The 21,249-nt window shown below is 48.8% G+C and carries 13 protein-coding genes, 1 tRNA gene and 1 pseudogene; 11 read left to right on the top strand and 4 right to left on the bottom strand.

What is annotated here, in order from left to right; genetic code table 11:
* The first annotated feature begins 27 nt into the window (after nucleotides 1-27).
* From WCT94_RS16245 to WCT94_RS16215, 7 genes are all read left to right on the top strand, one after another.
* A complete protein-coding gene (locus tag WCT94_RS16245) occupies nucleotides 28-1,062 on the top strand; it encodes an ABC transporter substrate-binding protein (protein WP_015839639.1) in 1,035 nt (344 codons plus the stop codon).
* Nucleotides 1,063-1,239: 177 nt separating this feature from the next.
* Nucleotides 1,240-3,318, top strand: coding sequence for an ABC transporter permease (locus WCT94_RS16240; RefSeq protein ID WP_336870387.1), 2,079 nt, complete (start codon nucleotides 1,240-1,242; stop codon nucleotides 3,316-3,318).
* 5 nt (nucleotides 3,319-3,323) lie between these two features.
* Nucleotides 3,324-4,382 (top strand): ferric ABC transporter ATP-binding protein, encoded by a 1,059-nt coding sequence (gene fbpC, locus WCT94_RS16235; RefSeq protein WP_181829482.1) that lies wholly within the window; start codon nucleotides 3,324-3,326, stop codon nucleotides 4,380-4,382.
* A gap of 200 nt (nucleotides 4,383-4,582) precedes the next feature.
* The gene (locus WCT94_RS16230) at nucleotides 4,583-5,659 is read left to right on the top strand and encodes a LacI family DNA-binding transcriptional regulator (protein ID WP_336870386.1); all 1,077 of its coding nucleotides are present in this window, start codon (nucleotides 4,583-4,585) and stop codon (nucleotides 5,657-5,659) included.
* Nucleotides 5,660-5,972: 313 nt separating this feature from the next.
* On the top strand, nucleotides 5,973-9,104 hold the full coding sequence (locus WCT94_RS16225; protein WP_336870385.1) for a beta-galactosidase: 3,132 nt from the start codon (nucleotides 5,973-5,975) through the stop codon (nucleotides 9,102-9,104).
* A gap of 297 nt (nucleotides 9,105-9,401) precedes the next feature.
* Entirely contained in the window at nucleotides 9,402-10,664 is a 1,263-nt protein-coding gene (locus tag WCT94_RS16220; protein ID WP_336870384.1) for an MFS transporter, read from the top strand.
* 142 nt (nucleotides 10,665-10,806) lie between these two features.
* Nucleotides 10,807-10,882 (top strand) — tRNA-Asn (locus WCT94_RS16215).
* Between the two features lie 318 nt (nucleotides 10,883-11,200).
* Here the strand turns inward: WCT94_RS16215 and WCT94_RS16210 are convergent.
* The 4 genes and pseudogenes from WCT94_RS16210 to WCT94_RS16195 form a co-directional block, all read right to left on the bottom strand.
* Nucleotides 11,201-11,434: pseudogene (locus WCT94_RS16210) on the bottom strand (CcdB family protein); the annotation flags it as partial.
* Nucleotides 11,435-11,695: 261 nt separating this feature from the next.
* The gene (locus WCT94_RS16205) at nucleotides 11,696-12,397 is read right to left on the bottom strand and encodes an ArsR/SmtB family transcription factor (protein WP_336870382.1); all 702 of its coding nucleotides are present in this window, start codon (nucleotides 12,395-12,397) and stop codon (nucleotides 11,696-11,698) included.
* Between the two features lies 1 nt (nucleotide 12,398).
* The gene (locus WCT94_RS16200; protein ID WP_336870381.1) at nucleotides 12,399-12,791 is read right to left on the bottom strand and encodes an amino acid-binding protein; all 393 of its coding nucleotides are present in this window, start codon (nucleotides 12,789-12,791) and stop codon (nucleotides 12,399-12,401) included.
* A complete protein-coding gene (locus WCT94_RS16195) occupies nucleotides 12,784-13,107 on the bottom strand; it encodes an antibiotic biosynthesis monooxygenase family protein (RefSeq protein WP_320715327.1) in 324 nt (107 codons plus the stop codon). Before WCT94_RS16195 ends, WCT94_RS16200 begins: the two co-directional genes overlap by 8 nt.
* 1,053 nt (nucleotides 13,108-14,160) lie before the next feature.
* Between WCT94_RS16195 and WCT94_RS16190 the strand changes: the two genes are divergently transcribed.
* Genes WCT94_RS16190 through WCT94_RS16175 form a run of 4 tightly spaced genes read left to right on the top strand, consistent with a single transcriptional unit; the run spans nucleotide 14,161 to nucleotide 21,147 of the window.
* A complete protein-coding gene (locus tag WCT94_RS16190) occupies nucleotides 14,161-15,774 on the top strand; it encodes a Hint domain-containing protein (RefSeq protein WP_336870380.1) in 1,614 nt (537 codons plus the stop codon).
* A 9-nt stretch (nucleotides 15,775-15,783) separates the two neighbouring features.
* Complete coding sequence (locus tag WCT94_RS16185) at nucleotides 15,784-17,544, top strand: hypothetical protein (RefSeq protein ID WP_336870379.1); 1,761 nt, start codon at nucleotides 15,784-15,786, stop codon at nucleotides 17,542-17,544.
* A complete protein-coding gene (locus tag WCT94_RS16180) occupies nucleotides 17,534-18,973 on the top strand; it encodes a hypothetical protein (RefSeq protein ID WP_336870378.1) in 1,440 nt (479 codons plus the stop codon). Before WCT94_RS16185 ends, WCT94_RS16180 begins: the two co-directional genes overlap by 11 nt.
* Nucleotides 18,974-18,996: 23 nt before the next feature.
* Entirely contained in the window at nucleotides 18,997-21,147 is a 2,151-nt protein-coding gene (locus WCT94_RS16175) for a hypothetical protein (protein ID WP_336870377.1), read from the top strand.
* Nucleotides 21,148-21,249 lie beyond the last annotated feature (102 nt).

Raw genomic sequence — 21,249 nt, 5'->3', positions numbered from 1 at the left:
ATAACTAAATAAGAGAAGGAAAACATCATGAGACTGAGTACCTTAACTACCCTCATCGCCGCTGGACTGACCGTTGCTGCCGTTACCACCACCACCGCACGCGCCGAAGGGCGCCTGGTCATTTACTGTAGCGCCACCAACGCCTTCTGCGAGGAAGAAGCCAAGGCCTTCGGTGAAAAACACAACGTTAAAACCTCCTTTATCCGCAACGGTTCCGGCAGCACGCTGGCGAAAGTCGATGCAGAGAAGAAAAACCCGCAGGCTGACGTCTGGTACGGCGGCACGCTGGATCCGCAATCTCAGGCTGGCGAAATGGATCTGCTGGAACCCTATCAGTCTAAAAACCTCGATCAGATCATGCCGCAATTCCGCGATCCCGCTAAACGTAAAGGCAACTACTCGTCCGCTGTTTACGTCGGCATCCTCGGTTTTGGCGTCAATACCGATCGCCTGAAAGAGAAAAATCTGCCGGTTCCACAGTGCTGGAAAGATCTGACCAACCCGGTCTACAAAGGCGAAATCCAGATTGCCGACCCACAAAGCTCCGGTACGGCCTATACCGCACTGGCGACCTTCTCCCAGCTTTGGGGTCAGGATCAGGCCTTTGATTACCTGAAAAAACTGAATGCCAACGTGTCGCAATACACCAAATCCGGTATTGCCCCGGCACGTAACGCCGCGCGTGGCGAAACCGCTATCGGCATCGGCTTCCTGCACGACTACTCGCTGGAAAAAGAAAAAGGCGCCCCGCTGACGCTGATCTCTCCGTGTGAAGGCACCGGCTATGAAATTGGTGGTGTCAGCATCCTGAAAGGCGCGCGCAATATGGATAACGCCAAACTGTTCGTTGACTGGGCGCTGTCGAAAGAAGCACAGGAACTCTCCTGGAAGAAAGGCCAGTCCTACCAGATTCTGACCAATACCACCGCCGAAGCGTCCCCGCTGTCGCTGAAATTGCAGGATCTGAAACTGATCAACTACGACATGGACAAATACGGCGCGGCAGACGTGCGTAAAGACCTGATTTCCAAGTGGGTTAACGAAGTCAAAATGGGCCAATAAGCTCAATTTATTGACTTTGATTGAAAAATAACGGGAACACGGCGGCAGCTTGCTCGCATTTCGCTTAACGCCGTGCTCCCAGCATCGCTGATTAACCATTACTCAATATTATTCACCAACCAATACCTGTGACGATTCAATCTTATAAAACAACGCTATAAAGCACCAGGGAACCTTATGTCACACACACGAACGCTTTCACCGACGCCTAAGCGGGATCCTATATTCCTGTGGCTGGCGCTGATTGCGGCAACATTTTTGCTGCTGCCAGCGTGGAGCCTGGATTACGGCCTGCTGGATGCCTCACGCGATGAACTGCTGGCCGCTTACAGCTGGTCCAGCCTGAATATCAGCCTGCTCTGGTTCCTGCTCCCGCTGGGGTTGCTGGCGCGTCCGCTATTTACGCCCGGCAGGGAACAACGCGGTCGCCACCGTTTTGATGCCACCTACGCGCTGTTCTGCGCGCTTTTCGTGGTCATCAGTGCCACGGTCGAAGGGCGCGGAATGGGCTATGGCACGATCGCCCTGTTTGTCGCCCTAAGTGCGATTATTACGCTGGCGCTCTCCAGGCTTGACTGGCTGGGTGGCGATCGCTTCGTCATCGGCTCACTCATCAGCATCATCGCGCTGATTGGCGTGTTTATTCTTTACCCCAGCATCGCCATCTTTATTCCCATGTTCACCAACGACAGCGGGGAATTCGCGCCGCTCGCGTTTATGCAGATTCTGGGTCAGACGCACATTTTACGCGTGATCTGGAACTCATTCCTGCTGTCGGTTGCCGTTGGTATCGGCTGTACCTTCTTCGGTATGGTGCTGGCCATTTACACTTCGCGCATCGCCCGTCGCTCCGCGATTATCGGCCGCATTTTCTCCATTCTACCTATCGTTACCCCGCCGTTTGTTGTCGGGTTAGGTGTCACGCTGATGATGGGTCGCTCCGGTTATGTCACCGAGCTGATGGTGGCCTGGTTCGGCCTGACGAACACCAACTGGCTGTACGGTTTTACCGGTATCTGGCTGGCACAGGTGCTCGCCTTTACGCCGATGTCGTTCATGATTCTGGAAGGCGCGATGAAGACGATTCATCCGTCGCTGGAAGAGGCGTCATACACGCTGCGTGCCAACCGCTATCAAACCTTTCAGCGGGTTTTCCTGCCCCTGTTGAAACCCGCGCTAGCTAACTCGTTCCTGATCGTGATCGTCCAGTCGCTGGCCGACTTCAGTAACCCACTGGTGCTGGGCGGCAACTTCGACGTACTCGCCACCCAGATTTACTTCTACATCACTGGTGCACAGCTGGATTACCAGGCAGCCAGTACGCTCGGCGTTGTCCTACTGGTGTTCTCACTGGCCGTGTTCTGCGTGCAATATCTGTGGATCGGTAAACGCTCCTACGTGACGATTTCCGGTAAATCCTACCGGGGTGATGTGCAACCGCTGCCCGTTTCGCTGGTGTGGATCGTCAGCATCCTGCTCTATGTCTGGATTGCCTTTAACGTCCTGCTGTACGGCAGCATTTTCTACGGCAGCTTTACGGTTAACTGGGGCGTGGATTACACCCTGACGTTGGCAAACTTCAGCAAGTTGTTCGGACAAGGCTTTAGCGACGGCGCCTGGCCTTCCCTGCTGGATACGCTGCTGTTCGCGGGCATCGCGGCACCGATTACGGCACTGTTTGGGCTGCTTATCGCCTACATCGTGGTACGTCAGCAGTTCTACGGCAAGAAAGCCATCGAGTTCACCACCATGCTGTGCTTTGCGGTACCGGGCACCGTTGCCGGCGTGTCTTATATTCTGGCCTTTAACAGCGCACCAGTTTACCTAACGGGAACGGCGGTGATCGTCATCATGTCGATGGTGATGCGTAACGTGCCGGTTGGTATCCGTGCTGGCATCGCCGGACTGGGGCAGTTGGATAAATCGCTCGATGAGGCGTCGCTCAGCCTGCGTGCGGGGTCGATGCGAACGGTGTTCTATATTCTGCTCCCGCTGCTGCGTCCGGCCATTTTGTCCGCGCTGATTTACAGCTTCGTGCGCGCTATTACCACCGTCAGCGCCATTATCTTCCTGGTTACGCCAGATACCCGCGTCGCCACGTCTTACATTCTTAACCGCGTGGAAGACGGCGAATACGGTATGGCGATTGCCTACGGTTCCATCCTGATTGTGGTCATGCTGGCCATTATTTTCCTGTTCGATTATCTGGTCGGTGAAGCGCGGGTTTCCCGCTCAAAAGCCAAGAATAGTGACTAAGCGGAGTGATTACCTTGAATACTGAAAAAAACTTTGTTGAACTGAAGCACGTCACTAAACGTTTCGGCAACAACACCGTCATTGATGATTTGAATCTGGCGATCCCACAGGGAAAAATGGTCACGCTGCTGGGGCCATCTGGCTGCGGTAAAACCACGGTACTCCGTGCAGTTGCCGGTCTCGAAAAACCGACAGAAGGCCAGATTTTCATCGACGGCGAAGACGTCACCGAGCGCTCCATTCAACAGCGTGATATCTGCATGGTGTTCCAGTCTTACGCCCTCTTCCCACACATGTCGCTGGGGGAAAACATTGGTTATGGCCTGAAAATGCTTGGTCGTCCAAAGGCGGAAATCAATCAGCGAGTAAAAGAAGCGCTGGCGCTGGTGGATCTGGAAGGGTTTGAAGATCGCTACGTCGACCAGATTTCCGGCGGACAGCAACAGCGTGTTGCGCTAGCGCGTGCGCTAATCCTCAAACCGAAAGTCCTGCTGTTCGATGAGCCGCTGAGTAACCTCGACGCCAACCTGCGCCGCAGTATGCGTGAGAAAATCCGCGAACTTCAGCAGCAATTCAATATCACCTCGCTGTATGTGACGCACGATCAGAGCGAAGCCTTTGCGGTATCCGACATGGTTCTGGTCATGAACAAAGGCAAAATCATGCAGTTGGGCGCACCGCAGGAGCTCTATCGCCAGCCAGCTTCCCGCTTTATGGCCAGCTTTATGGGGGATGCCAATATCTTCCCTGCCACCTTTACGGCGGACAGCGTGAACATCTACGGTTATCTCATTCCGCGTCCGCAGGGCTTTGCTGCTGGATTAAGCGAATCGACCGTCGGTATTCGCCCGGAAGCCATTACGCTCAGCCATCAGGGCGAAGAAAGCCAGCGCTGCACGATCACGCAGGTCGCCTACATGGGGCCGCAGTACGAAGTGCAGGTGGACTGGCACGGACAGTCGATGCTGTTGCAGGTTAACGCGACCCAGCTTCAGCCGAATCCGGGCGACAGTTACTATCTGCAAATTCACCCTTACGGCATGTTTGTGTTGTCCGAGCAGTAAACATCGAGTAGCCATCCGCCAAACCGGGAGCACCTGCTCCCGGTTTTACTTTTTACAACCATCTAAAAACGCGTACAAACGTCAGTTTCTCTTCGGCCTGCGTTGATTGCACCGGAATACATACGCCTGTTACGGATTACCCACGCGATTTGTTATGATGATGCTCTTTTACGCATGGAATCACGCTCGGAATAGCCGCTATGAAACAGAAACCCATAACATTAAATGATGTCGCAGAGTACGCTGGGGTTTCCTATCAGACGGTTTCCCGCGTGCTGAATCAGGCGCCTCACGTTTCCTCCCGTACTCGCAGTAAAGTCGAAGAGGCGATGGCAGCGCTTAGCTACACACCTAACCGCGTCGCACAGCAGCTGGCAGGGAAAACCATCACTACGCTGGGACTCGTTACTACCGATCTTTCACTGCACGCGCCTTCCCAAATCGCCGCAGCGATCAAGAGTACCGCCAGCCAGTTAGGTATTAACATCGTGATGTCCATGCTGAGCCGCCCGGATGTCAACACCTGCAATAACGCCGTTAACGACCTGCTTTCTCAGCGGGTCAGCGGGGTTATCGTGAATGTCCCGCTCTCATCGGACGAAGTTGCCCACATTAGTCAGACCTGTGCGGATACGCCCGTCCTGTTCATGGATGCCGATCCACATACCGACATACTCAACGTCATGTTCGATCCCGATCACGGCGCACGTTTGGCTATCGCGCATCTCGTGCAACTGGGGCACCAGCATATCGCCCTGTTGACGGGGCCAATGACCTCGATTTCAGCCCGCCTGCGCTATGAAGGCTGGCTAGCCGAGCTAGAAAAACAGCAGCTCTCGCCTGCTTCAGTGCTGCATGGCGACTGGAGCGCCGCTTCCGGTTACCACCAGACGCTGGCCCTACTGGGAGAATCTCTGCGCATATCCGCCATTGTTGTGGCGAACGATCAAATGGCGCTTGGCGTTCTGCGCGCCCTGCACGAATATGGCCTTCGCGTGCCGGAACAGATGTCAGTCATCGGATTTGACGATACTCAGGACAGTGCGTATTACACCCCGCCACTGACAACCATTCGCCAGGATTTCAGACAATTAGGTAAAGAAGGCGTCACCCGTTTGCTCGCGACGCTGCGCGACCCTACTCAGAGTACGTCACTACTGTTGCCTACCGAATTGATCGTGCGCCATAGCACCGCTGTACATTCATCAACACATGCCTCCTTGCAAGAGCTCACCAAAAATCTGTTGGACATTACACGCCAACTCCAGAGGCTGTAACCCTTTACATTATTTGTAACCCTTTACACATCAGGTTATTTTTCACTACCGATACCAAAACCTAACAAAATAAGATAATAAACAATAAGTTATTTTTTATTTCTTGTTGATTTATTGCGTAGCACCTTCCAAATTCGATGTTTTCTCATTCTTTTTACAAACGATCTTTGTGATCGCTTCCACTTTATTGTCACGTTCCACTTTACTCGCCCTGACGAGTCGATATGTTATGAGCAATACGAATTGTGAGCGGATAACAATTTAATAATCTCATCACAGTAACAGACTAAAGACGTTCAGGAGCCAAGCCACCATGAGCGATACCGTTTTACCGTATCCAGTACGCCATCGCGCCACGCTGCAAGACATTCTTGCCCGACGCGATTGGGAAAACCCAGCCTGCACTCACTATCAGAGGCTTCCTGCGCATCCGCCGTTTAACAGCTGGCGCAGCGTGGCTGCAGCACAGCAGGATGAACCTTCTCAGCGGCTGCGTCGCCTGAATGGCGAATGGACGTTTAGCTATTTCACTCGACCGGAATCCGTTCCGGAAAGCTGGTTACAACAGGATCTGCCCGATTCCGATACCATTCCAGTTCCTTCAAACTGGCAGTTACAGGGCTATGACGCTCCGATTTATACCAACGTAAAATACCCGATCCCCGTCAATCCCCCTTATGTGCCAAAAGACAATCCCACCGGTTGTTACTCGCTCACTTTTAAGGTCAATCACGACTGGATCAACAGCGGGCAAACCCGGATTATCTTTGATGGTGTTAACTCTGCGTTTTATCTCTGGTGTAACGGTCACTGGGTGGGATATTCCCAGGATAGTCGACTGCCTGCGGAGTTTGATATCGGGCGCTATCTGACGACCGGAGAGAATCGGCTGGCCGTCATGGTGTTACGCTGGTCTGACGGCAGCTATCTGGAAGATCAGGATATGTGGCGTATGAGCGGTATTTTCCGCGATGTCACGCTTTTGCATAAACCGATGGTTCACCTCAGCGATATCCAACTCACTACGCCGCTCAGCGCTGATTTCCGCCACGGCACGCTGGAGATTCAAGTGAGGGCAACGCTCACCGAAGCGGAATCCAAAAGCCATCGCGTCCGCGCACAGCTTTGGCGTGGTAATAAACTCATCGGCGACACACAACAGGCGTTCGGCAGCGATATTGTCGATGAACGCGGTGCTTACCACGATAAGGCTTTTCTCCGTATTGACGTGCCACAGCCGGACCTGTGGAGCGCCGAACTGCCGCACCTGTATCGCACAGTTATTTCATTGGAAACAGCGGAAGGCGAGCTCGTAGAAGCAGAAGCCTATGATGTCGGTTTCAGAAAAGTGGAAATCCGCAGCGGTCTGCTGCTGCTGAACGGTCAACCGCTACTGATCCGCGGCGTTAACCGCCATGAGCATCACTCGCAGCACGGTCAGGTCATGGATGAAGACACGATGCGGCGCGATATTATGCTGATGAAGCAGCATAATTTTAACGCGGTGCGTTGCTCACATTATCCCAACCATCCGCTGTGGTATCGACTGTGCGATCGCTACGGCTTATATGTTGTGGATGAAGCGAACATTGAGACACACGGCATGCAGCCAATGAACCGTCTTTCTGACGATCCTGTCTGGCTACCGGCCTACAGCGAACGTGTATCGAGAATGGTACAGCGCGACCGCAATCATCCCTGCATCATTATCTGGTCATTGGGTAACGAATCCGGCTACGGCGCAAACCACGATGCGCTCTATCAGTGGATCAAGCGCCACGATCCGACGCGTCCCGTACATTACGAAGGCGGCGGCGCGAACAGTCGTGCGACCGATATTGTGTGCCCCATGTACGCCCGTGTTGATGAAGACCAGCCCTTCCCCAGCGTGCCCAAATGGTCGATCACCAAATGGATCAGTATGCCGGACGAACATCGCCCACTCATCCTCTGCGAGTACGCACACGCGATGGGCAACAGTCTGGGAGGATTCGCCCGCTACTGGCAGGCATTCCGTCAATACCCTCGGTTGCAGGGCGGATTCATCTGGGACTGGGTCGATCAGGCGCTGACCCGCCGCGACGAACAAGGCAATGCCTACTGGGCGTACGGTGGAGATTTTGGCGACACGCCTAACGATCGCCAGTTCTGTCTGGATGGCCTGCTCTTTCCCGATCGCACGCCACATCCCAGCCTCTATGAAGCCCAGCGGGCACAGCAGCATATTCAATTCGTCTGGCAGGCGGAGTCACCGTGTGAGCTGCGCGTCACCAGCGAATACCTGTTTCGCCATACGGACAATGAGCAGTTGAACTGGCGCATCACACTGGGCAATAAAACGCTCGCAGAAGGTTCGCTGCCGCTGACGCTCGCGCCGCAGGCTACCCAGACACTGACGCTGCTGGAAGCCCTTCCTACAGTTGATCGCGCGGGAGAACTTTGGCTCAATGTTGAAGTTGTACAGCCTAAAGCCACCGCCTGGTCAGAAGCTAATCACCGCTGTGCCTGGGATCAGTGGCAACTTCCTTCACCGCTTCATCTTCCCGATGCCTCCTGTTCTGGGCAGAAGCAACCGCCCGTTCTGCAATCGTCCGATGCGTACTTCGATATCGTTCAGGGCGAACAACGCTGGCGCTTTAACCGCCAGAGCGGCTGGCTGGAACAGTGGTGGGCAGCCGACACACCAGCGCTGTTAACCCCGTTGCAAGATCAGTTCGTCCGGGCACCGCTGGATAACGACATCGGTATCAGCGAGGTGGATCGCATCGATCCTCGCGCCTGGGCCGAGCGCTGGAAATCCGCCGGTCTTTATCAATTACAGACGCAGTGTGTCGCCATTCAGGCTGACCAACTCGCCGATGCCGTGCACATTGTCACCACACACGTATTCCGTCATGCCGGACAGGTTCTGCTACAGAGTAAAAAGCGCTGGCAGATTGATGCACACGGCATGGTGACCGTTGATGTCGATGTTGATGTCGCCACCGTACTACCGTCATTAGCCAGAGTGGGCTTAAGCTGCCAGCTAGCCGAGGTGGCACCTCAGGTCAGTTGGGTCGGACTTGGGCCACATGAGAATTACCCAGACCGACAGTTGGCTGCACAGCATGGACACTGGAGTCTGCCGCTGGATGACCTTCATACGCCCTACATTTTCCCGTCAGAAAACGGGTTGCGCTGCAACACGCGCACGCTGACGTACGGCAAATGGACAATCACTGGAAATTTCCACTTTGGGTTAAGCCGCTATGGGTTAACGCAGTTAATGACGTGTACTCACCACCATTTATTAGAAAAGGAAAAAGGTGTTTGGCTCAATCTGGATGGCTTCCATATGGGAATTGGCGGCGATGATTCCTGGAGTCCCAGCGTTCATCGCGATGATTTACTCACGGCGACACATTATCACTATCGCGTCGCGCTTCAATATCACCAACCGTATTGATATGAAAAGCAGTATTAAAAAACAACGAAAGAGCGCGGGTATCTACCCTAAATAATTCGAGTTGCACGCAAGCAGCGTTCCCAAAGGGCGAGGCACACGTGAGTGCGCCGAGTAGCGTAACCAACGCACCTGCAGCTTGAAGTATGACGGGTATACCGCCTCTTTTCATCCTGTTTATATCCAGCAAATATATATCCGCCGTCAAAATAAACGTTGCGGATATATACCCTAAATAACTCGAACTGCATACAGGCAGCTTGAAGTATGACGGGTATAATGCCTATCGGAGAAAGCATCATGTACTACCTACATAATAAGAATTTCTGGATATTCGGCCTGTTTTTCTTTTTCTACTTCTTCATCATGGGGGCTTATTTTCCGTTCTTCCCTATTTGGCTTCACGATATCAACCAAATAAGTAAAAGTGATACGGGAATTATCTTCGCCTGTATTTCCTTTTTTGCCCTGCTATTTCAGCCTATATTTGGCTTACTATCCGATAAATTAGGATTGAGAAAACACCTGCTGTGGATCATTACCATTATGCTCGTGTTTTTTGCTCCGTTCTTTATTTATGTTTTTGGCCCATTGCTAAAATACAATATCGTGCTAGGTTCTATCGTCGGCGGAATTTATCTGGGCTTTATCAACAACGGCGGCGCACCGGCCATTGAAGCCTATATCGAGAAAGTCAGCCGCCGCAGCCAGTTTGAGTTTGGCCGTGCACGCCTGTTCGGCTGCCTCGGTTGGGCGCTCTGCGCGTCTATCGTCGGGATTATGTTTACCATCAATAACCAGTTTGTTTTCTGGCTTGGTTCAGCGTGCGCCGTCATCCTCGCCGTCCTGCTGCTGTTGGCGAAACCGGAGGTCTCTTCCAGCGCTATCGTTGCCGATCAGGTTGGCTCCAATCAGAAACCTTTTAGCCTGAAAATGGCGGCCGAGCTGTTAAAAGAACGCAAGATCTGGTTCCTGACCCTCTATGTCGTCGGCGTATCGTGCACCTATGATGTGTTCGATCAGCAGTTTGCCAACTTCTTCACCTCATTTTTCGAAACCCGGCAGGAAGGTACGAGAGTATTTGGCTACGTCACCACGCTGGGTGAATTGCTTAATGCCACCATCATGTTTTTTGCGCCGCTCATAGTGAACCGTATCGGCGGTAAAAACGCCCTGCTCATCGCTGGGACAATTATGTCCGTACGCATCATTGGCTCCGCTTTTGCCAGTTCTGTACTGGAAGTGATTGTGCTGAAAACGCTGCACATGTTTGAAGTGCCGTTCCTGATTGTAGGCTGCTTCAAATACATCACCACAGTCTTTGAAGTCCGCTTTTCCGCGACGATTTATCTGGTGTGCTTCTGTTTCTTTAAACAGATATCAATCATTTTCATGTCCATCTTTGCTGGCAATATGTATGACAGTATCGGTTTTCATGGCACTTACCTGATTTTAGGCGGCATCGCCCTCTCCTTCACGGCGGTATCCCTATTCACGCTGTCGGGAAAAGGGCCGTTGTATGCCTTTTCCGACAAACAAAAAGCGCAGGTGAATACACTCTAGCGATGCCAGGACACGATAAAATGCCGGTATTTGCCAAAAATATCGGCAGATTGCACATTCTCTCACCGAACAGTGCAATTTTGTGGTTTACGCCTTTGACATGCGCGGCACACGCCGTTATTATGCGCCCCGTTCACACGATTCCTCTGTAGTTCAGTCGGTAGAACGGCGGACTGTTAATCCGTATGTCACTGGTTCGAGTCCAGTCAGAGGAGCCAAATTTAGAAAATCCCGCTTAAGGAAACTTAAGCGGGATTTTTTTTTAGTCATTTAATCAATACGTTCACGTAAAAAAGCTTCCCGATACTTTTTCAGTTTTCCCTCTGCATCGGGAAAATGTGGTGGTCAGATTTAGGGTCAAGTTGGTTCGATGACGGAGTGACCCGCATAGCGTTGAGCGCTTAAGGAACGGAATGTCGGTTCCGTTTAATGCGAAAAACTGGGAGATGTTTCTCTTCCGCACAATAGACGAATTTGAACAGGCTCCCGTCACCCACGATTAAAGGCATGCCTGTTTAACAGAATAGAAAGAAACGTCAGAACCCGTCGATGAGGAAGTCTATTGCAGCCTTTACCTGAGAACGGTATTGCGATGCCTCACAAAACACCGCCCCCAGGGCCTGGACAGGGATACTGGCCAACTCGTGGGTCATTACGGCGTATTCTTTGCCATCCGTCAGCCTGACGACGGGGACAAGGCGATCCGGTCGGCGGCCTGCCGGATACTTTTCAATAGGGAGCAATGGGATCACTATCCGACGATTCAATTGCAACTGTGTTTAATGATATCGAGTGTGATTAGAATCGGTGGCAACACTACAGTGCTTATGGCGGTCTCAGCCCGGAACAATTTGAAAACCAGAACCTCGCTTAGGGCTGTGTCCACATTACGTGGGTAGGCTCAATAATAAAACGACTCATCGCCGGAAGATCGGCATTGAGTGTCGTTTCCACGATGAGTTTCTTTTCATACTTTCCCTGTCTTCTCTTTTAGAGAAAATAGATAAAAACCAATAGATTACAATCTAAAATTACGTATACAACCCGAATAATTTTTTAAATGCCAGTTTCCCACTGGCAGTAATAGTTACTTCTCTGAATCCCGGTATTCTGGTTAACCATCCTTTTTGCTCACAATGCGCGAAAAAGGCAGCACCGGCCTCGCCACCAAGATGAAATCGCCGCTCACTCCAGTCAAGGCAGCCGCAGCACGTTTTACGTCGTGTCTTTGGCTTGGACATAATACCTAACTCCCGGAACTGTTCTTGTCCTGATGGCGTCATTGACGCGCCATCTGACGTAATCCAACCTTCAGCAACCATAAAATCATAGATATGAACCGCGATCTCACCCGCTAAATGGTCATAACATGTCCGGGAAACCCGTAATGAGGAAGGTGTGCTGATTTTAGCTGATGATGTTGAGCGCCATGATACGCCCATCAGATTTTCAATCAGCCCGGCAATGTCTGTTCCAGCCAGACGGTAATAACGATGACGCCCCTGCGAAAGACAGGTAATCAGCCCCTCACTGACCAACCGTGACAGATGTGCACTGGCAGTTGATGCCGCGATATCAGCGGCCGCACTTAACTCTGTCGCTGTCCATGCACGTCCATCCATCAATGCGCAGAGCATTTTTATGCGGGACGGATCAGACATGGCAGCAGCTAAGGCCGCCATTGAATGTTCCAAAGCATCACCGCTATCTGTTGAATTAGCGTGTTTTAACATGTTACTCAGGCACGACAGCCCATTTCTCCGTTGCTTTGCTGGCAACCCTATCATTATCGGTCACAAGGATCAGCTGGTTTGCATGGTCGCTATATTGGCACAGAATATTAACCCCCTTCTCAGCCAGTGTTGCCGCAATCTCTCCTAATTCACCGGGGCGCTCTTGCTTAAGTTTTCGGATCAGTGGCCTGCATACGCTTTCAACCTGAAATCCTGCGTTTTCAAGCACTGTTTTGGCCTCATCCCCCTTCTCAACAAGAAAATGCGCATGTGCTTTGTCTGCAACAGTAAATACGCCACCACCCTCAAGGCCAATACCGTTTTGACCTAATACTGTCCCCAGTGCCGCCAGTTCGCCCGGCGCATTATTTAAAACAACATGGATGTCATACATCGGCCTGACCTCTGGTTTCTGATGAATAGTCTCTGAGCACCTGGGCAATACGGATGCGATAAAAAGAGAAGATAGATTGACGTCCTTCTGCCTGAGCCGCTTTATGCAAAACGTTTTGTTTCCATAGCAATACGGCCTCTTCATCCCGCCACCAAGACAATGACAGTATCTTTCCCGCTGTTGTCAGACTTTGGAAACGCTCGATAGAAATAAAACCATCAATATCGGCTAATAGCGGTTTCAATTCAGCAGCAAGCTGGAGATAACGCTCTTGTTGTGTGGGAATAACATCTGCTTCAAAAAGTACTGCGATCACATTCCTACCCTCTAGGTATTAAACACGGGTATGACTGTACCGTTTTCAGTGCTGAACACTTCGATGAAGGGCGAAATATGAATGTCAGTGACAAAACGCTTATCCCACAAAGAATTTTTTAGTATCAGGCGATAAGTTCACCTGATCTCCCCTCTTTGTTCAGCACTGGATTGATTTGGGCCAAGGTCAATATGCATCTGCTTGTACACCCGAAGGGATCTACATACTGGCAAATGTCCTACCGTTTTGAGCAGAAACAAAAACGGTTAGCGTGAGCGACGCTCATTTTAAAAATTAAATCACATAAAAAAATTTTTCTTATACATTAAAACTATAATTGACGATTCATTTTTTCATCTATACCGTCATTTTTGTGATGACAGTCACAAAATATGCCGAAATTATTTATGATGACGTAATGCCATTTTTATCAAATTTAATCCGCTATATTAACGAATAAATTCAAATGAATGGAGCTTTATTCACTTCCAGCACTGGACACATTCAACAAATTGGATAGACAGGTGTCAGCGAGTGGAACAAGGAGAGTAAACCTAATAAAAATGCGGATATACATCCATTTTTAACTACAGCTTTGCTAGTGTTACTCCATCGTTTTCATTCTCATCGCCGTCATACTAAGCATGTTTTTCCAAATCGCTCCGATCATTCCTCACAGTAGTTTTTTTTAGCATTGCTGCTAACATTATTTTCGACGGTTATGACACTGAGCACTCGGTATTCATTTATTCTATTTAAAAACTTTGCCACTTTAATGAATTTTCAATTTTACAGACCAAATAAAAAACAAATTTTCATTATTTACAACATATTGGAGCTTCATTACCCAGAGTTACCAATGGTTAAGTAACGAGTGTTTCACCTATTTTTTGATAGCATCAAAACGATATCCACCCTTAGTAAAGGTTTTTTACTGGCGAAAGCCAATACACTATTTCATTACGCTAAACATAAATTAATTTATATAAATCAACGCGTTTTTCATAAAAAACCGCATAAGCTAATAAAGAAAGCTCATTGGGAAACAATATTATGCAACCTATAACCCCGCCCTGCGGAAAAAACAATTCCCCTGAAAATAATATTATTAGTGAAGTAATTAATAAATACGCAAACACCGGTGTATTCATAATTAAAACCAGCGATCCGCTACTGGTTAAATTCTATGATATTCAACTGGCACTAGCAGGCGTCACTCCCGTTCGTTATCCTAACTTCAGTCAGCTCTGGGCCAGTCAAAAACTGGCTAAGCAGACCATCAGTTCACTGGCAATGGGGGATAGCGATAGTGCACAACAGGTACACAGCATCGTCAGCCTGGATTCTACCGATGGTCAAACGTTCTCAGCAAATGCCATAGGTTCACTACCCGTATCAGCCGTAAACATCACGCAAACCTTAGGCATTTTTGACGAAGCAGGCAACTCAGCCGGAAAAGTACAATGTAAAAAGAACTATATTTATACCGCTAATTGCCCTATTCAAGCTAGTGGTACCTTCCCAGCCAGTTTAAAGCAAACTCGTTATCCGGTTCATATTGTTTATACCTTTTCACAAACGATTAATAACCAGACCGTTTACGGTGCAGAAATTGTCACCACTCAAAGCTATCCAAAATTAATTCAAAATGATTCGCCCACTGACTTAAATAGAAATAATTTGATAAAAATATGCCTATCGCGTCAAGAAAGCGACTGCGATTACTTTCATAGTTTTGACGGCAATGTCACTGTGCCAATAAAGGGCAGCATAACCTACTTCGGCAATATTGATTTACATAATAGCAAGCCAATAAACGCTCATAACTCAATTTATCTGGTACGTGAGCGTCAGGGTGGCGATCCGATCACACCAGCAAGTGATTTTAACTTCTTTAATGATGCCAACACCCGAATTAACGGCAACGTTTTATCCTGGGATCTCGACTGGCTGAAATTCAAACGCCCCGATTTTAATTCTGGTGAGCGGGTGTATTATATATTTAAAGTGACGCTGCAAATTGAATGCGCAAGCGTTGCTAGCTTTATTACCAATGCCCCCGGCACGATCGATCCTGAACAACGCTTTTTAAATACCCATGCACTAAAACCCATGCAGATTACCTATGGCTGTTTAGGTAAAGGCACCCCTATTTTGATGCGAGACGGTAAAGAAAAAACCATTGACGACATCACCATTGGCGAATGGGTGCAATCACAAGATGGGCGGACGTTAAGAGTGGAGGATGTAATTACCGGTGCGGAGCAAAATTATCTTGAGATTGAATTCAAGGACAGCCGAAGCCAGCTAAAAACTCTTATCACCAGTTTAGGTCACCCTTTCTGTACCACCACAGGTATAAAACTGGCGAGTGAACTGACTCTGGACAGCCGGCTGCTCACCTCCGAGGGGCACTGTAATATCCACCGGATCAACAAAAAAAACGGCGAGATTGAGGTGTACAACCTGCATCTTTCTACTGACGACCCCATCAAAGATCTGACCACAAGTAACAGTACTATGTATGCCGCTGGCGTGCTGGTCGGCGATAGCACAATGCAGCATCACTACGAAGAAGCGTACCACCATCGCCCAATAAATATCCTAAATCAACTGCCGGAAGAATGGCGTCAGGATTATCAAAACTATATCGACACTATAAGGTAAGGGATTGATATGTTTAGGGGATATCCTGACTTTCAGTACGTTATTAGCGATGACAGGCTACGCGCTGTTGCCGCCTATCAGCAACCTGATGTCTACTATTTTTATCCGGAACCCTTCGCCCTGATTGCTGGCGATCCACTGGCCTTTGCACTGGATGTGATCCTCAGCCAAAGCAGCAACATTATCTACGGTGACCTTAATTTTACCACCGAACTACAATTTGCCAGCAGTGAAACGCTTGAAGTATTCAATCGCCAACATCCAGGGAAAGCGCTCCAAGGCTTACCGATTATCCCCTATAAACTTGGTTTCCACTCGCCATCGGGTCACAACTCGGCATTAACCCATCAGAATTACGATCCAAATTGGTATTCAGCACTGTCGATTCAATTTCTGATCTCACTCGATGCAGATACCACGCAACTAATGAAAAAAACGTTGCTGGATAATATTATTGGCTTTAATGCCCGTCTCGATGGCTTTGTCGAGGGCGTATCTCCACGGCTGAATTATACGCTGGAATGCGATCCCGGCCAGCTGATTGCCAAACTGGCGGCAACGGTTAAAGACGCCAAACCCGTATCCGACAGCAGGGTAGCATTTCCTTATGCGCAGCTTACCCAGTACGTGTACGAAAACCTGCCCCAGCTACCGTTAGCGATCTCACCCGCATTCCCCGCGACAGACCCGGCAGAAACGCTGTTATTCGCTCAGGCTTTGCTCGATCGCCTGTTCAACACGTTGGGATCGCCCTATATCGGTAACGCCGACACCAACATGACCTATATTTGTCTGCTGCTCCCACAGGAGCCACGTCGCCTGATGGTTGATTTAAAACGTGTTGAGCTAACACGGCGCCCCATCTGCTTTTTGTTAGATCCGTTTGCCGCTGCACAGCAAGTTGCCAAAGAGGCTCCTGAGCAGATTATCCACCAAACTACCGCGCCTTCACTGCCTGACGGAACCCTAAAGATTAACCTTCTTTACGCTTTCCCACAGGGTCTGAAAAATGGGTCGTTTATTGATATACAAATCATTTTACCACCGGGTGAGCTTTATCCTTCCGAACAGCGGCTAACCCAGCGATTAACCCCCAATCAGAGTTATTTGGCCTTCACATTTATCAATAATACGTTTAACCCAGATAGTGAATATCAGTACCATATTCGCGTTAGCTATCCGACCGACAAAGGGTATCTCTCTCTCGTCACTGAGTTACGAACCAGCAATAACAAAATGCTGACGCTGGACTATTCCAGTTTTCCTTGTCAGTTCCTGACCATCACTATCGACCCAACCTTCGCACAACACAGTATGATTAGGGGAAACTACTACTCCGCTAATCTGCCAGAAACGTTTGAACTCACGCTGGCTTCACCCTGTTTTAGTTATCCGATAACAGGACGTGATGCCTATGCCAAAGTGACCGCCTGGGATAACGATAGCACCGCCTCAGTGGTGCTCGATATGCCAATCATCCAGTCAGCCACCCTCGGTGCTTATAGCTTCCCCCAGTTCGGCGCACAATACGCCACCATCACTACACAGTTTGCTGCTGGAATCCGCTATGCCACGCTGAGTTTTCAGGCTCAGGGAGAAACCCAAACGCAGGATCATACGTTTACACCCCAGAATAATTGCTATGAATATCAATGGAATGTCACATCAATTTACGCCGCAGGGTTTCGCTACAAAATCGGTAACGGCCAATGGTCGGACTATGTGACAGGCAATCAAACCATTATGCTTGAGGCTGAAAATGAAGACTGAAACACTAAATCCAGAAAAAGATCTGACGTCCTTTTTTTTGCTTGATCGAGCTTTCGTCTTTCACGATCAACGTCGTGCTATCGGTGACTATACCTATGGCTGCTTCACGCCTGAGATCGTTCATGACGATCGGGGAAATAAAACCAGTGGCTTTCACCTCACCACCACTCCTGCAGGTGGCCTCGTTACCCTGATTACGCCGGTAGTCCCCCTCGATACCCAGGCCATTCGACAATATATCCAAACGCATATCACCCACTCAGGCAGTAACATCACTCTTGAGCAGTGTGATGCGAAGACCACCCTCTTCTTGCGCTTTCATGAGACGCTGGATGACTCACCCTACCTGGTTGAGTTTGAAAAAAACTCCATGCCTATCACCCATGCAGAAGGGGTAGCGTTAACCGAGGCCATACAGGGAGACACAAAGCGGATTTTTCTTACCACCCACACGCAGTTCACAGTAAGCACCGAGGTTAACGCCCGTCTCAATGGTGACTGGCGGCAATTTCTGATACTGGCCTTTAATACCAAAACCCGAACACCGGAAGCTATTGCGCAGTTGCTCGACAAGCAAATTGACGCAGGTGTCATCATGCTGGACGAGGAGTTTAAAAATACGCCATCGCCACAGACCAAAGAAAAAGTAAGAAAAAATCTGGTCGATCTCGCTGCCAGCGTCCTCAGTAATACACTCAGCAACATCTCACATATTGATGAGATACCCACCAAAATTGACTATGATTTCTCTTACGAAAGCAGCCTGTCCCAATCATATGAGCTGATCGGCGAACAGGATATCGCGTCACTATTCAGCGGTTTTATCGCCAATAAACTGATTTCCTATGATCCTTCACCGTTGCCTGAACCTCAACGTAAACAACCTGACGATCCGGGAAACCAGCAGACGTGCAAAGTCAGCCTGGATTTCAATCCGGGTAAGTTTGCGATTATGTCAATTGAACTGGCATGGGCAGATAAAAAAGTGCCAATGCAATGGCCAAATTTTCCTCCTCTCACCATCACGGCCGATGGTCACGTTAATGAAATAACCATCAAAGTCACCTTTTCCGATTATTCATTCATTGATATCACACGCCAATGGCAAGCAGACATTAACCTAAGCATTCAGGATATCGGATTTCATGATGTGACTTTCGATGCCCGCCACTTACAACCCGATTTTAAAACAATTTCAGGTAGCGCCACTTATTACCCTGATGGTCAGGCAAAGCGCGCTGCCTTTAGTTTTTCATTTTCCGATCAACAATGGCAAACCACTTGGTTACTCAATACCCGGTCGAATACCTTGAATGGTCGTATTGAATATCACTGGCAGGGAAAAACGTCGTCATTTATAAGCAGAAATTACGATTCAGGTGTACAGCAGTCGACCTTAAGCCGTATTGAGCTTCAATACAAAAAATAGCCATAAGTTAAGAGGAATAAACTATGTTAACCACAGCCATCCAGTATTCGCTTAAAATAGATACCACCGAGCACTTAGGCATCAAAGAATATACCTACACCTGCTATGGTGATAGCGAAAATAAAAATATTTTTTATGTCGTCCCTGAAATTCCAATTTTTTCTGGTCAGGAAAGCAAACCTGATTTCTTGTTCTATAAATACCGTAAAGAAGAGCAACAAGGTGGATATGCACAGTTTACTGTAAAACTCCCAGTACCTACGCAAAGCGAAGGTGAAAAAATAAAAACACAGCTTTACAAGGGAATATCACCACAGCTAGCGGCAAAATCAAGACTTATTGTTAAATATGTTCAGGCTGAAAACAAGCTTACTGCTGATCCAACCAATAAAGCCAATCAGGAGGCCAGAGAAAAAGCATTCAAAAATACAGGATTAACCGAAGAACAAGCGAAAGAATATGTTGTCGCCTATGATCCTAAAGGGGATGGAGAGCAATTCCTAGGACGACTGATGCCCGATGAGAATAAAATAGAACTGCGCCAGCCCCGCTATACCTCTGCTCAGGCCTCGTTGATCATCAACGAGAATAAAGTATTTTACAGCCAACAGCCCACCCCACTGAGCCCTTCAGGTTTGGGCAATAACGATACCGTATTTAGCCTGTCACTGACAGGGTTGGGGGCAACCCTGTTTGAGAACGTATTAAAAGGCACGCCGAGTAATGCCAGTGTCGGGATTCGCTATAATTTCACACTGGATGCCTCACTGCCAGCGGTAAAAGTCATTGTCACCTATGACAGTGAGAAAATGAAAACGGTGGCTCAAACCATTACTCGCCATACATGGTCTGCGGATGAAAAAGAAATCACCCGTGAATTTTCCGAGAAAGGTGCCGCCAAGGTCTCCGTTATTCCCGGCCTCAGTCCGCAAGAAATGGGCATGAAAGACGAACAATATAATGCCTGGATAAAGACCTTCGAGGACTGGGGACAAGCGCAGCTTCAACAAATCCTGTCTAGCCAAACTGGGTTAGATATGAGTCTGGACTTGCTGAATGATGCTGGGAGTTTTGATAAATTTAAAGAAAGTCTGAAGAATACGCAGAGTTTCACTCGCGTCTATGAAGAGAATCGCGTTGTTCCTTTTTCCATCGCGCCACAGGCTCAGTTACCATCCATTCTGTCTATTGTCGGTGCTGGGAAGGTTGATGACTATTTCAAAGAATACGATCTTGACGATCCCTTCTTTCAATTTATTCAACCTGAATTCTATGTCAGTCAGGACCTAGCTAAATATAACATTGAAAACATTATTGTCATCGCAAAATATGACGATAACCATGTCAGTACGTTGCGTTTCGACAACAAAAATAGCGCTCCGCAAAAAACCGAGAAATGGTATATTGATAAAAAACTAGGACGCACCTATAGTTACTCCTATACGGTGAATTTTTCCGGGTTGCATTCAAAACCCTATCACTCGGGTAAAATAGACGTAACTGATAGTCTCGTTCAATATATCAATATGGCGCAATGCGGTATTGTCTACGCGCAAGTTGACTCATTACTTGATGAACAAGCCTGGAAAACATTCAGCCAGGTATTATTAAAAGCGCAATATTCCGATCCCGCGCATAACATAGAGTTAAAAAGTGACGTCCAATTATTGAATGTTTCCACACCGCCAAAACCTTTTATTTATCCCGTAGGCATGAAACCAGAAAACCCCATTTATTTCACCACTGATTATTATACCCGGGATGGCGGTAGATTTACTTACATCGAACCTGGTATTGAGCCTTCGTCGCAGTTGCCTGGATATGGTTCCACTCGCGCGAATCAAATTCAAATCATGAATGCCCTGCCGAGGAAAACAAGCTATTCCATATTTTTCATCGCGTCAAAGAAAGATGTATTAATTATCACCTTCGACATGACGGTGAACTATAAGACCTACAAGTTTAAACAGACTCAATCGATTAATCTGGAAGAGAAAGATTTAGAAGAAAAAACGACTCGCCGCAACCTCACCTTCGGTTTTTTACCCGATGGCACAGACGATATTCCTGAAATTACCTACAGCGGCACTGTTATTTACAATGACGAGCGTGATCCTAAACCAATTGAAGGTAAGGTAAGCGGTTCATCGTTCGCAGTGGTAGTGAACTGTTAATGGCCTAATAGGCTTCTCCGTCATCTTGCTGACTCAGGAGCACACGACCCTGAATCTCAGCGATGAACGGTGTTAATACTATTGGATAGGCAGGGCATCGAC

This window comes from Pectobacterium sp. 1950-15, from assembly GCF_037136835.1.
Taxonomy (GTDB): Bacteria; Pseudomonadota; Gammaproteobacteria; order Enterobacterales; family Enterobacteriaceae; genus Pectobacterium.
The sequence above is the reverse complement of the archived record's forward strand: the minus strand, read 5'-3'. Positions and strand labels throughout refer to the sequence as shown.